Consider the following 13,356-nt stretch of genomic DNA (forward strand, 5'->3'; position numbering starts at 1 on the left):
TTTCCCACGACAACAAGCTCCAATAGGGGGTATCGTCGATACAGTAGCTTCATGGCAGGGATGGGCCTGCTTTCGATCACGGCAGCCATACGAGCATTATGGCGAGTCGATTGATGACTATCGCTAGGGCTTGTGGCATCCCCTTTCGGAATCGGGCTCTAGGCGAAGCCCTGACCCGCGCGGTGCGTCTCGACCCTGTCGGGTAACGATCCCTTCCGCCGGAAAAGAAGGTTCGGGAACGCACCATCAAAGCAGCCATGCCATCTGTATCGCCGTCGCCCTCTTGGGATGAGGCCGACTCCACACGAAGCAGATCAGAATAGCGCAAAGGCGCGAAAAGGCATGACGATAAGGACGGTTGAGGAGATTACACAGGACTATCTAGATGAAGCGGGGAAAGCGGAATGCCATTGACAACCGCTTGGACCACTTTGCGCGATAGCATCGGTGCCGTGTTCGATGCACCAGTTACGGATCGTGCCTGGCGATTTGCCCAGCGCGTTCGGCCGCCACATTGAGATGAATGCCTTCACGCTTACAGTATTTGCATTGCGCTTGGTCAGCGTAGTGAGACCCAGAATCTCAAAGGTAACCGTCCGTCACCGGCGCGCGACCGGCACCCAGACACTGATTCAAATGGATCAGTCTGCTGTCTTGCAAAAGTCCCTATCCTGCTGTTCCGAAATACCGCCGGGTTACGCCGCCTGAGCCGAGCCTGCCGTAGCCCAGCCTACCGCACATCGCAAATAAGCAGGTGATGTGCCGCGCTTGGCACGTCATTGCCTCGACCTCGACAAAACGCGCCGAGCGCTCAACGAACGGGTTATGTCGATCTCGATTCTCGTTTTCGAATTGCTCCAGCGTATGTTGAGAACGTCATTTAGAATTTAAAGGATTGTTACAGCCTACGCAGGGGACTCATTTAACATTTAAATTCAGCATTTAACGCAGTAAATGTGATCATGGGGCATCACAACTCGATAATAGATAAGCGTCCATAATTAAACGTCCGTCAGAGCACAACGGCGCCCGGCTTGTTTCGGCTCCGGCTCCTAATGTGACGGACATGTTTCAGTTTGAAAGGATTGCCAAAATGGCCGAAGACCTCGATTCCGTTATCGAAGCGCTTTCCAGTGCAAAACTGAGTTTGGGTAAAGCTGTAGAACAAATGACAACCGGCACAGCGGCTTCGAATCTTTCGGAGGCTCAGTTGAGCCGGCTTAAGGCGCTGTCGGACCAGAATACCGGTTGCCAGAACAGCGGCTGCGGCGGTGCGGAAGCTGCGCTGGCGGCGAAAGCCGGCGTCCGGAAGTAAGTCCGTTCGCATAGTCCGGCGGAAGCCAATGTTATTCCGCCGGACGTTCCGATGCGCGCACACTGTTCGGTCGGTATCCGCGCTTAGTTGCTAATGAGGTCCGATCATGCAGAAGCTGTCCGCATTTGTTGTCGCTTCACCCATCTTCTATGAAGATGACGCGCCCCTCCTAGTAGTTCTCGCCACCCGGACGGGCGCCGTTTTCGAGTTGCCCCTATCGATCTGGCAGGCTTTGCGGTTGGGCGAATTTGAGAAGCTGAACGCCAAGACCCGGACCGTGCTGTCGGAAGCGGAGATACTCGTGCCGCAGGCGGAGGATGAACTAGCGGCTGTGTTATCGCGCAATCGCGAGGCGATCCGAACCAATAGTCATCTGAATTACGTAATCCAGCCGACCGCACATTGCCAACTCGGCTGTGGCTATTGCGGCCAGACGCATGAGCGACGAAACCTCAGCACAGAGAACGAGACAGCCATTCTGCGGGACGTCCGAGACAGACTGGATGCCGGGAAGTTTGCAGAGCTGAACCTCTGCTGGTTTGGTGCCGAGCCGCTTTCCGGGCTTGTGCAGATGCGCTCCCTGACGCCCCAGCTTCGCCGAATTGCGGAAGAAAGGAATGTTGAATACCGGGCGAGCATTATTACCAACGGATTGGCAATGTCACGGAAGATAGGCGCTGAACTAGTGAATGCACTCGGGGTTGTGTCTATCACCGTGTCGCTCGATGGAACTGCGATGTACCACGACCGGCGACGGCATACGAAATCCGGTAAGCCGACTTTCAACCAGATCCTTGCGAACCTCGTGGCCCTGGCGGACACGATCGGCTCCGATCCAGTGGAGATCAAAGTCCGCTGCAATGTCGACCGGGAGAATGCACCCGATGTTGTACGGCTGCTGCAGCGGCTGCATGACGAGGGGCTGCACCGTGCGGTCCAGTTCTATACAGCACCGATCCACTCCTGGGGCAATGATGCCCATCGGCGGAGCCTTGATCCGGAGGACTACGCCCGCATGGAACTGTCGTGGTTCGTGGAGATGAAGCGCCTTGGCTTTCCGGTGCCGCTCGTCCCCAAGGTGCAGCATGTGGTCTGCCTTGCGGTGCAGCCGCAGGGGGCCCTGGTCGATGCGCATGGTACGCTCTTCAACTGCACCGAGGTCTCCTATGTGCCGAGCTACGGCACGCCAAACCGATTTGCCATAGGGGATGTCATGAGCGGCGAGCGAGGCACGACGCGCGACCTCCTTGGTAGCTTCAACGATCAAGTTCAGGGCGGCGCTTTCGGCTGCAGCAGCTGCCGAATGCTTCCTGTCTGTGGGGGCGCTTGTCCGAAGGAATGGGTTGAGGGACGAGTGCCCTGCCCAAGCTCCAAGCGTAACATGGCGGAACGGTTGCTTTTGGCAGCGGCTTTCAGTCGCACAGATTCGGCGACTGATCCGGCCGAGGCTGCGGCGGCGGTGGCGTGAGCCGGTTCGGAGAACGGTATGCGGATCACGCGGGACCGTATTCATTTAGAACCGGACGGCGTTCTGCTAATCGGCCTAGCCGGCCCCATCCTGATCCGGAGCGAAACGGTCAGGGAGATGATCGAAACGCTTCTGAGATATGCTGATCCGACTTCTGGCGAAGTCCACGGGATGCGACCGCATGGAGGCCGATTGGAGGCGTGCTACACTGAACTGACCCAATTGCTTAGGGTAGCAGGCGTGGCGGATGCCGGAAGTGCAGCGACGCAGGCGCCGCGCCCACGCGAAGGCCACGTGCTCATTGCTGGCGATGCCACTTGGGTGCCGGCCTTGGCCGAAGAACTTGCTCTTTCGGGGATTGCTTGTCTGTCGATCTGGCATCTTGAGTCGATGGGAAATTGCGACGCGGCAACCAGCCCGGAGACTCTGTGCAGCAGGATCAAAATCATAGCCCCGGATTGCATCGTCCGATTGCACGCCTGCGCCGACGGAGATTGGGATTTACCTCTGGATGTGGACCTTGTCATAGGCGCGCTGGCCCCGGTCAGGGTTGGGCGGCAAGTCGATCTGGAGCGCGCTTGTCGCGCTATCAAAATCGCCTTTCTCGGTGCGGAGATCGTCGGCACCCGGGGATGCATTGGCCCTATCTCCTTTTCAGGCACCGCGGGTTGCTGGCTCTGTGCACGTCAGCGGCGTCGTGCGCATGCGCCTGATCCCGAGGCGGTAGCGCGCGCCGATCGTCTGCCGGTTGCAAGTTACCCGCCTCTGCCGTGGGAGTTGGCGCGGCCTTTCGGGCAATCGGTTGCGGTGGAGGTCCGGCGCTATCTCCGGTCGGATGCTGAAAGGTCCCTGCGCGCGCATGTGCGGATCGTTGACGTACTCGGGCAGACCTCAACGCGCCATGGTTTCGTTCCGATGCCATGGTGCGGGACTTGTGGAGCGGATGGTCCAGCACTGCTGCGCCCGGATCTTTCGGCCATGGCTGGCGAGCATAACGTGGAGACAATCCGAGCCGCGTTTCGGGACTGGATCGATCCGGAAACAGGGCCGATAGTGGGACCGGTCCTCAGGGAGCTACCGCATTTCGCACGCAAAGCTTTTGTTGCGGTTGCAGAGATTGCCCCTTACTGCGCGTTTCAAACCGATCCGACCCTACCGGAGCCGGCCTCTGGCAAGGGGATGGCGGAAGGGGGAGCAATGATCGGCGCGATCGGGGAGGCTTTCGAAAGATATGCCGCCTCGAGATGCGATCTTGATACCCTGGTTCAAGCCCGTATGGCTGAACTCAATGGCCAAGTGCTCGATCCATGTCGGGTTGCAATGTATGATACGGCGCAGTATGCCGCCAAAGGCTTTCCGTTCGCGCCGTTCGATCGCGAGGCAGCTCATTTTTGGGGGTTAGCGAACAATTTGCGGACCGGGGCGAAGACGTGGGTGTTGGCCAGTCAACTGTACTACAAATTTCCGTCCGCGTTTTCGGATTTCGTCGCGCAGGTCACCTCGAACGGGCTAGCCGCTGGAACGGACTTGGAAAGTGCAACGATGCGGGCCGTTCTGGAACTCATTGAGCGGGACGCGGTCATGGTCGCGTGGCTCTGCCGCGAGCCGGGGCGCCGACTGCCGCTCAATCTCTGTGACGCCGAGACCCGCGACATCGCCAGTGAGCTCATGTCCGCTGGCGCCTCTGTCGCATTTCACCTGCTCGAGGGCGCGGGGAAGATCCCGGTGGTTTTGTGCACAGCCACGGGAGACGGACAGTCGTGGCCCGGGCTCTCCGCCACTGCAGCGGCGCATCCCTGTCTCCGGCAGGCGGCCCGAGGGGCGGTGCTGGAGCAAGCCGTCTCGGGCTTCGGCCTGATGAAGATGCTGCGCGAGGGAAATGGGCCGCGGCCAATGCGTCCGGAGGAGGTACGCTGCGGCCAGTTTCTCGACCACGCTTGTTATTATTTGCCTAAGCGAGAGGAAGAGTTGGCGTTTCTTCGAAGCGCGCCGAGCTACGAACCGGAGGTGGAGAGCCATGACGAGCCGATTCTGAATCTTGCCGAACTGGCGGCCCGTCTGGCCGGTGATGGAATCGAGATCGCGGTGGCCGACCTTACTCCGCCCGACGTGGCGAGTGCATCCATCCATGTCGTGCGCGCCGTCGCGGCAGGTCTTCAGCCACTCCATTGCGGGTTCGGAATGGAGGTTCGCCGAACTTGGAGGTTACGACATTGGCAGAGAAAGGCGTTGAATCCTGCACCACACCCGTTCTGCTGACCGAGCGGGAGCATCTCGTCGGCCGGCGCGTTAGTTCAGATATTTCGCCTGGCGCATCGGAATTGCGCGCCTGGCGTTCAGGAGACGGCCGCAAGCACGGCGTGCCCGCCTATCTTGTCATCAACGATGCGACTCTCGAAGGCATCGCGACAACGTTGCCGCGCAACTACGCTCAATAGCGCACGATCGCTAGGATAGGCGACAAGAAGCTCGAACGTTACTGAGATGCTCTGATCGCGTTGGTGGGCTCGAAAGCTCGCAGAGAAAAGTCGTCACCCTTCCTTGTCGGAGACAGCGAACCTCCACGGTCCTGTGTATGCTCAGAATTTACATCGGAATCTCAATCACATATGATTTCGCAGTTTTGTTCTGAATGGCGCGCCAAATACCGCCGATTGCTACCTAAAGCCGCCGATAACGGCCGAAACTACGACCGCGCGAAGAGCCGGAAGTCGCCCGCGCGCAAAAAAGCGTAGAAACGGCGGCGCTCGGCGGTGAAAAAGTTCGAATCACTTCGGGTGGAATCGCGAATTTCTGACTCGGGGCAGACGGGACGTCTAGAACGACTAGGATCGAACTCAGCTCCGCATCGGCCAGTCGAGTGGGATGAGGGCCTTAGCGGAGATGACGGCGCACCACGTCGACAAACTGGGTGTCGCGCTTCGTCGCCCATACCACCGCGAAATGCCCTGTCGTCCACAGCACGATGCCGATCAGCCACAGCCGCAAGCCGAGACTGTCCGGCGATGTGTTCCGCCGCCATCGCGGCGTTGCGGCACGGTCGCAGAACGGAAGGCGAGACGTGCTGCAGTGATACGGCAACGCCGGCAAGACCGACGCGCACGGTGCCATGAATGCATCGGAGTGAGCTTCCCGGATGGCGTCGCGCATGTCGGGATAGACACGCGGGTTCGTCTCGCTTTGCACCGAAATCGCCCAGGGTTCGCCGCCCGACGAATGCCAGATCAGCGCATGCATCAGTTTCGGATCGACGGTCAGAGCGCACGCGGTCACGAGCGTAACAAGGTCCATCACGTTTGCTCCGTGAGTAATCCTCCGCCCGCCGCGACAGGTCGGCGAGGATCGCGAGCAGCCCGGTGCCGGCGGACGGCTCTAGCACGACGTCGGCCGGCGTGATCGCGGCTACGACGCTCGCCGCATATCCGAGCGGGATCGGCGTCGAGAATTGCTGAAGCGCCTCGCTTTCCTCGGAGCGAAGCGTATGGGTCGGCAGCAGCGTCGCGACCTTCGCGAGCATCGGCAGCATCGCGGCCGGCGACGCGGCCTTCGCGCGCATCGCGGGGCCGAATTTTCGCAGAAACAGGACCGTCGCCGCTTCGCAGGCGTCATAGGCGGTCTTCCAGTCCCACCCGCCGTCGGCGTCGGACGCACCGAACGCCGTTTCCATCGCGGCGCGCAGCATCGCCGCATCAATGCGCCGGCCGCGTTCAAGGTGAGGAAGAAGAAGCCGCGCGGCCTCGACAATGGCGGGAGCCGGATCGACAGCAGCAGGGAAAGCCGCGGCGGTCGCCGCGGACGTCAACGGAGGGGACATGAAGGAAGCCTCGGGAGAGCGGGGACGGATCGGCCGCCCGGACGCTCTCTCGACCCGCGGCAGCTCGCCTCCGTCCCGGCTCGCCTCTTCCTCTCAGGCCCCCGCGCAGGAGATGCATTGACCATCTATGCCATTTTTGGCATATTTTGATGATGAAGGACGTGAAGTGGCACGGTAGCGCCGATCCGATGTCGAGGCATTTCCTGCAGGCGTGCGGCGAGAGGCCGGGTATCAACTGTTCCAGGTCCAGATCGGCGAAGATCCGTCGGACTGGAAGCCGATGCCATCCATCGGTCCCGGCGTTCGCGAAATCAGGATACGTCAGGCGTCCGGTGCATTTCGGATCATCTACCTGGCGACGATCGGCGATGTCGTGCATGTGCTGCACGCATTTCAGAAGAAGACTCAGGCAACGGCCAAGCGGGATATCGATCTCGCCAAAGCCCGTCTTAGACAGATCAGGTGAGCACGATGGCAAAATCCGTATTCCACGACCTGTTTCCCGCAGAGGAAGCCGCGGAGCTTGAGATGCGGGCGAAGCTGCTGTCCGGCCTCAACAAATGGCTGAAGAAGTCCGGGCTGACGCAGACCGAAGCGGCCGAGCAGCTCGGGATTACCCAGGCTCGGGTGTCCGAGATCAAGAACGGCAAGATCGACCGCTTCAGCCTGAGCATGCTGGTGCGCCTTGCGCAGCGGGCCGGCCTGCGTCCCGGCATCAAGTTGCAGAAGGCGGCGTAACGCCGCCGCCGAACGTGTCTTGTGGACTTGCCGCAATCAATGTGCGGGGGAGCGCTGATCAACCGAAGCGTCGGCCGTTCTCGGTAAAGGTATAGCCGTTGGCCAGGATCGCTTCATCGATCATCTCGTCGGAGGTCTGGTAATCGTACTCACGCTCAAGTTGGCGATAAAGCCAACGGGCGAGATCGCGTAGCGTCTCGACGACCTCGTTCTCAGCGTCGGAAGTCATGTCCTGACCGGTCGGGCCGTCGCGCGCGACCGAGATTTCCATGCAGTACTCGTGGTGGTATCTGCCGCGATGGACGATGCTGGCGGAAAGCTGAAAGAAATTCCGGCGCTGGATCGCCTGCAACGCCGCCGCAATGCGATGGAGTTCATCATCCTTGGACGCATAGTCGCGAATCTTGCGAACCGCACCAGGCGCATAGCGATATTGACCCTCGAAGCAGGCTCCATCACCCTGGCTCCAGAAACCTGTGAACCAGATGCAAGGCTTTTGCCTTTTGCCGCCGCCCAAAAGACGGACGGGTTTGCTGCGGAGACTGACGCCGAGCATGTCGCAGATGCACTCGAAGTCCTCATAGACAAACTCGTACCAATCATGGTCGAGCGCACCTTCCCGATACCAGTCGCGAGCCTTAGCTTTGGCTGTGTCCGAGAGTTCATCGAGACGATAGACCGTGGCTTTGATGATGTCAGACATCGGGATCACCTCCATTGAGCGCGATCGCCAGCCATTCATTGGTGTAGACATAGCAAACGGACCTGCGGGCACCGAGGTCGAGAACGTGAGCACCTCCACCGTGGGCGTCGGGTGTCGGCCTTGAGCAGCTATTGGCGTACTCAAAACCCCAGAGTCCCGTGAGGTCGAAGGCCTCGGCGCAAAGCAGAACGAAGGCGATGACGCATTCGGAATTTCCGTCGCCCTCGTGGTGCAACCAAAGCACGGTCCCGCTGCCTGCCTCGTCGATTGAAACCGACAGGCCGGAGGAAAGCGGATAGTCAGGATCGTCGCGGAGCCCGCTGTTCTCGAAGATTTCGAGGGCGCGCTGCACGTTGGCTGGTGTGCCTACATCGAGGGTGCAGGAGAAATGGGTGCAGAAATGGCCCATGTGGTCCTCCTTAGGAATGGAAAGCCCGGCGCAAGGCCGGGCTGTGGGTTGAAGATATGAGAAGAGGATGCGGGACGGCGGGAGTCGCCCCGCTGGATCAGGCTATTCGGCCGCGACCGTGTGGGGCTGCTCGTCGTCGCTGCCGTCGCCGGCTTCGTCTTCGTCATCAGCGAGGAAGTCCGGGAGCGATTCAGCCGAGCTTTCACCGCCGGCCGATTCAAACGTCGGCTCAGTGAGGCGCAGCGGCTCTGGCAGCCAGCCCGTGCCGTCAAGGAGGCGCTCGGCCTCCTTCGCCATGTCGGTCTTTTTCATGTGATCGATGAGTTGCGCCGACGATTCCCCTTTGGCTTCGCGCACGGCCTCAAGAATGCGGGTCTTGGTCACGCGATCGAGATAATTATCGACCGTCGGCCGCCAGCCTGCCTCCACCATGTCGAGATTCACCGCGCGCGCCAACCGATCGACCTGTGCGAGCCGCTGGCGTAGACCGTAGGCGGACATGCCACTGCCACCATAGCGATCGACCTTCTCGTGCAACGCATTCACGCCGTATGAGACGCAATGCGCGAGCAGCGACGATCGGCTAGCGTCATCGAGACCGGAAAGCCAGTCCCAGAGGCCGCTCTCGTCCTTCGGTATATCGGTAGCCCATGATGCCTCGCGTTCCTCGATCGCCTTTGGCGTGGGCATAGGAATACGGGAGCCTGGCGCACCGGTATTGGTCAGAAACTGGTCAAGAGCGCTTGCCGTGCTCCAAAACGTCGCATTAGGCTCACTCCGGTGACAAGTTTTGCAGTATTGTCGATTGCCAAACGACGCTGGTAAGCTCTGTGATTATTTTCTTGTTGTCTGCTTGAGGTGGGAAATGACTAGCTTCTCTCGCCGCCAAACGTTGAGCTTGATGGGCGCTATGCTACTTTCGCCCCACGCTCACTCGCCCTAGATAGGCGATCGAACCCGTCACTATTGCGATCGCCGCTACTGCGCTGACGAGCACCATTCTTGATATGATGAAGCGGTCGAGCGCGACCGAAACGCTTGCTCGAGGCTGTAGACCTCAAGCTGGAGGCCATACTAGAAATCAGATTCGCATGATGCAACTCATGGCGATCATGGATCAGAAGTTGGATGACACTCAGCAAACAATCATGGGCATTCTAGCCGAAACCCTCGGCCTTCAGGCTCAGATCGCTGCTGCTTACACCACAAAGAATGTGATCCGATCGGCGCACAACAAAAACGAGCTAGAATATAGACGCTTTCGTACCAAACTCATTGATGAGGCCAGCACCATCGAAAGCACCTCCCGAGCGGCCACGCCGCTGAGTCTCGTATGCGCGAACTGGCATGTCCACGAGCTGGTCGAGCAGGTCGCCTCCACGGATACGTTCAAGGGCGGTAACAGGAAATCGCCAGCCGAGCTTAAAAAAACTACAGGATCGCGGAAACTCAGCTTTCAAACTTACGAGGTATCGTCGGTATTTTGACGATGTTCTCACGACTGGCTCTCATTTTAAAGCCGTGAAGGAGATCATTCTGGAGCACGCGCCGCAGGTCCGCGTGATTGGGCTGTTCGTTGCTAGGCGGGCGACCCCAGACCCATTCGGCGATCTCTCACAGGAGGATCTGCTTAAGTTATGATCCAGCCACAGACACATAGGACGTAAAATGCAGGCTTCATCCACCAGATCACTACCTTCATTGAGTATACGGATCGCATCTTGGCTCGAAAGGACGCATCGCACGACGATTTTCAGAAGAGCTTACGGATGTTCTCCAACTCGCGCACCCGGCAACAGAGTCGCCGATGCGGCGCGCCTTAAAATATGCGATTGGCAACGCCGCCAAATGCCGGAACAGCCGCGCCCCCAACTCAACATCGATGCGATTGGTCAAATGCGACAAACCTTGGGTGCGGAGCCGAGAGGGCAGTCTCAAAGATACATACGCGGCCGGGCGATTTGGCGTTGAGGAGCATGTGCACGGCTGTGACAAATTAGGTCATGTGGCATCGGCAAGATGGTCGCGCAGGCGGAGCAAAAGCCGTCCAGTGGCTAGGCTTGTGTCGTTATCGCAAATCATTCCCGGCATATTGATGATGCCGTCCGCCCAGGATCGGATCGTAGATAATGCGTCGGCGCGTCCGATGCTCAATCAAGCGTTAGCCGGATCGCGTTTGCGACAGGAACAACTATTTTGGGGCGTTATCGCTTCGATTAAACTTTGCACGTCTCAGGGCTGTAGTCTGTCGGTGAAATTGCCGGATTGGTACAGCCGGCGCGCCGCCAACCGTGGTGAGAGGGGGCACGTCGCGCATCACACCGCTACACGCCGCGACGCGCGCGCCGGATCCAATCACGATATGATCCGCTATCGCTGCTTGTCCTCCAATCATAACGTCGTCACCGAGGATAGCGCTGCCAGCAATGCCGACTTGAGCCGCTATCACGCAGGAGATACCGATTCTTACATTATGACCAATCTGCACCAAGTTATCGATCACAGTGCCCGAACCAATGACGGTGTCGCCGAGCGCGCCTCGGTCGATTGTAGTGTTAGCACCGATTTCGACATTGTCTCCAATCACGACGCGACCAAGTTGCGGTGTGCGGATTGGCCCACGCGCTCCTGGACTAAACCCGAAACCGGCTGTGCCAATTCTCGCGCCCGCAAAGATTTCCACACCATTGCCTATGAGCGCGTGGCTAACTGAAGCGCAATCACCTACAATACAACCATCGCCAAGTATGACGCCTTGCCCGATCACAGTATTGCAGCCGATCCGGCAGCGGGACCCCACTACAACACCTCTACCTAAGACGGCGCTCAGCTCGATCTCGCAATCGGCGCCGACTATCGCGTTATCGCTCACCGCGACTAACTTCCCGATGGTGCAGCCTCGCACTGCCTCAGGATAGAATAGCCGCGCTACAGAAGCGTAGTGCAGGCGCGCGGTCTCGGAAAATATCAAACCAATATCTAACCGGGGAATTTTCTCGCTCAAGTGCCGAGTGGTAAGCACCGCGCCGGCCGCTGTAGCTAAGTAAGACGAATAATATCGAGGGTCTACAAACGGGCTGAGGTGCGTGATTTCGGCATCTTCGAGCGTCGCTACATCCGTAATAATTAGATTGCCCTTTGCAGCATCTTCCAGATTCGCTCCGATACGCTCTGCAATCTCAGCAAGAGAGAAAGGTCCGGCGCATTGGAAGAAACGAGCATCAGGTATGTTGCGCGGTCCTTGTACGGGCACTAGCCTTGATAAGTTGACACGATGTCATTGACGAGATCAAGTTTAGAACCGCTCGGCAGGGGCTCGTACGCCTTCGAGAATATTCTACTTCGTGCTGCGATATCATATTTAGCTAATGCAAAAAAACGGACATTGCGATCTGTTGCTATAGGATTTGAACAACAGAGAAGATTGTCGGGTGTGGTTTCTATCCAATCTCTTGAGGCGCTTTGTCCGCCAAGGTACCCTACGAGTCCGCGATGTCGGCGGCAAGGTGCACGTTTTTGGCAATCGATTGCCCGGACCCGATGTCTCCATCCGCCTGCACAATCGTAGTTTGTACATGAAGTTGCTCATCAATCCTGAGCTCTACGCTGCCGAAGCTTATATGGATGGAACACTGACGCTGGAGAACGACGCCCAGATCCACGACTTCTTGCTTCTGTTCTCGGTCAATCGCACGGCGCTGTATTCGTATGGCTCACAGAAACTGATGCGGCGAGTCTGGCGCGGCTTGCGACGCTGGCATCAGGCCAACCCGATCGGGATCGCGGCTGCGCATGCGCGCCATCACTACGACATCTCGACCGAACTTTATCGTCCATTTCTCGACGATCAGATGCAATACTCATGCGCCTATTTTCGCAATCCCGAACATGATACGCTCGAACAGGCGCAATACAACAAGCTGATTCAAGCCACCGCGAAATTACAATTAAAACCCGGCATGACGGTAGCGGAGATCGGCTCCGGCTGGGGTGGCTTTGTCATTCATCTGGCGCGTGAGACGGGCGCCCATGTCACCGCGATCAACGTCTCGCCGGAGCAGATCAAGGCGGCGCGGGGCTACGCCGAGGTCGCCGGGGTTTCCGATCGTGTCGAGTTTCGCGAGTTGGACTACCGCAATCTGACCGGATAATTCGACCGCGTGGTTTCGGTTGGCATGATGGAGCATGTCGGAATTGGACATTTCGACGAGTATTTTCGCAAGATTCGTGAGCTGCTAAAGGCCGACGGCTACGCATTCATTCACTGCATCGGGCGCATGTCGCAGCCGGGCACAACGGGGCCGTTCATCCGCAAGTACATTTTTCCGGGCGCCTATGTGCCTGCCCTGTCGGAAACATTCGCCGCCACCGAACGTTGCGGACTATGGTGCGATGACGTTGAGGTCCTGCGGTTGCACTACCGCTACCCTGTGAAGCACTGGCGAGAGCGTTTTACCAACAGCCGAGCCAAGGCAGCGGCGATCTACGATGAGCGATTTTGCCGAATGTGGGAATTCTATCTAGCCGCCGTCGAACTGGAATTCTTGCATGGGTCGCATATGGTGTTTCAAATGCTGCTATCGATAAACCGTGGAGCGGTGCCGATCACCCGCGATTTTATGGTCGACGCCGAGCGTGCAGCCAGATGCGCGACATAGTGAAGGTGGGATTGACCTCGATCTCCGAAATTAAGGGCTCCTTATAGACCTCGGCGTCATATTCTTGATCGGAGTGCCGACGCCATTTCCAAACTTTCACGCGGCATCGAATAATGCGCGCACGAGAGTTCGGACGCAATTGCAGCGGCTATAGCGTTTTTGAGCGAAGTGGGGACCGGTTCGCGTGACGAAAGCGCGTCAAAACAAAATCATAGAGCCCCGCTTCTGATTGAACCAGAAGCGAAGCTCTA

At 58.5% G+C, this 13,356-nt stretch carries 11 protein-coding genes and 3 pseudogenes; 8 read left to right on the forward strand and 6 right to left on the reverse strand.

The genetic code is table 11. The features are described from left to right. The first annotated feature begins 1,066 nt into the window (after nt 1-1,066). From NWI01_RS17715 to NWI01_RS17730, 4 genes are all read left to right on the forward strand, one after another. Complete coding sequence (locus NWI01_RS17715) at nt 1,067-1,315, forward strand: hypothetical protein (RefSeq protein WP_210243008.1); 249 nt, start codon at nt 1,067-1,069, stop codon at nt 1,313-1,315. Between the two features lie 106 nt (nt 1,316-1,421). Continuing rightward, nucleotides 1,422-2,783: a radical SAM/SPASM domain-containing protein gene (locus tag NWI01_RS17720; RefSeq protein WP_141385283.1), complete on the forward strand. Its 1,362-nt coding sequence runs from the start codon at nt 1,422-1,424 to the stop codon at nt 2,781-2,783. 18 nt (nt 2,784-2,801) lie between these two features. Further along, nucleotides 2,802-5,042, forward strand: a complete 2,241-nt coding sequence (locus tag NWI01_RS17725) for a TOMM precursor leader peptide-binding protein (RefSeq protein ID WP_141385284.1) — start codon at nt 2,802-2,804, stop codon at nt 5,040-5,042. Further along, nucleotides 4,997-5,221 carry an HRDC domain-containing protein gene (locus NWI01_RS17730; protein WP_181410579.1) on the forward strand — a complete coding sequence of 75 codons (225 nt, stop codon included), beginning with the start codon at nt 4,997-4,999 and terminating at the stop codon, nt 5,219-5,221. The genes NWI01_RS17725 and NWI01_RS17730 overlap by 46 nt, the downstream gene beginning before the upstream one ends. 436 nt (nt 5,222-5,657) lie before the next feature. Here the strand turns inward: NWI01_RS17730 and NWI01_RS19905 are convergent. Continuing rightward, nucleotides 5,658-5,777, reverse strand: a pseudogene (locus tag NWI01_RS19905) (VirB3 family type IV secretion system protein); the annotation flags it as partial. A gap of 331 nt (nt 5,778-6,108) precedes the next feature. Further along, nucleotides 6,109-6,597: pseudogene (locus NWI01_RS17740) on the reverse strand (methylase); the annotation flags it as partial. Nucleotides 6,598-6,808: 211 nt separating this feature from the next. Between NWI01_RS17740 and NWI01_RS17745 the strand changes: the two are divergent. Next, on the forward strand, nt 6,809-7,063 hold the full coding sequence (locus tag NWI01_RS17745; RefSeq protein WP_141385286.1) for a type II toxin-antitoxin system RelE/ParE family toxin: 255 nt from the start codon (nt 6,809-6,811) through the stop codon (nt 7,061-7,063). Between the two features lie 5 nt (nt 7,064-7,068). Continuing rightward, nucleotides 7,069-7,335 carry a helix-turn-helix domain-containing protein gene (locus NWI01_RS17750; RefSeq protein WP_141385287.1) on the forward strand — a complete coding sequence of 89 codons (267 nt, stop codon included), beginning with the start codon at nt 7,069-7,071 and terminating at the stop codon, nt 7,333-7,335. Between the two features lie 58 nt (nt 7,336-7,393). Here the strand turns inward: NWI01_RS17750 and NWI01_RS17755 are convergent, their stop codons facing one another. The 3 genes from NWI01_RS17755 to NWI01_RS17765 all read right to left on the reverse strand — a co-directional run bounded on the left by NWI01_RS17755 (nt 7,394) and on the right by NWI01_RS17765 (nt 9,137). Next, nucleotides 7,394-8,038, reverse strand: a complete 645-nt coding sequence (locus tag NWI01_RS17755; RefSeq protein ID WP_141385288.1) for an antitoxin of toxin-antitoxin stability system — start codon at nt 8,036-8,038, stop codon at nt 7,394-7,396. After that, nucleotides 8,031-8,447, reverse strand: coding sequence for a hypothetical protein (locus NWI01_RS17760; protein ID WP_141385289.1), 417 nt, complete (start codon nt 8,445-8,447; stop codon nt 8,031-8,033). Before NWI01_RS17760 ends, NWI01_RS17755 begins: the two co-directional genes overlap by 8 nt. A gap of 102 nt (nt 8,448-8,549) precedes the next feature. After that, nucleotides 8,550-9,137 carry a plasmid stabilization protein gene (locus NWI01_RS17765; RefSeq protein ID WP_307723474.1) on the reverse strand — a complete coding sequence of 196 codons (588 nt, stop codon included), beginning with the start codon at nt 9,135-9,137 and terminating at the stop codon, nt 8,550-8,552. A 401-nt stretch (nt 9,138-9,538) separates the two neighbouring features. On the opposite strand from NWI01_RS17765, the gene NWI01_RS19195 reads away from it, so the two are divergent. Continuing rightward, on the forward strand, nt 9,539-9,934 hold the full coding sequence (locus tag NWI01_RS19195; RefSeq protein ID WP_181410580.1) for a hypothetical protein: 396 nt from the start codon (nt 9,539-9,541) through the stop codon (nt 9,932-9,934). A gap of 704 nt (nt 9,935-10,638) precedes the next feature. Here the strand turns inward: NWI01_RS19195 and lpxD are convergent. Beyond that, nucleotides 10,639-11,700: a UDP-3-O-(3-hydroxymyristoyl)glucosamine N-acyltransferase gene (gene lpxD, locus NWI01_RS20400; protein WP_210243009.1), complete on the reverse strand. Its 1,062-nt coding sequence runs from the start codon at nt 11,698-11,700 to the stop codon at nt 10,639-10,641. Between the two features lie 472 nt (nt 11,701-12,172). On the opposite strand from lpxD, the pseudogene NWI01_RS17780 reads away from it, so the two are divergent. Then, nucleotides 12,173-13,105 (forward strand): annotated as a pseudogene (locus tag NWI01_RS17780) (class I SAM-dependent methyltransferase). Nucleotides 13,106-13,356: the final 251 nt, after the last annotated feature.

Origin of the sequence: Nitrobacter winogradskyi (assembly GCF_006539545.1) — a bacterium.
GTDB classification, from domain to species: domain Bacteria; phylum Pseudomonadota; class Alphaproteobacteria; order Rhizobiales; family Xanthobacteraceae; genus Nitrobacter; species Nitrobacter winogradskyi_A.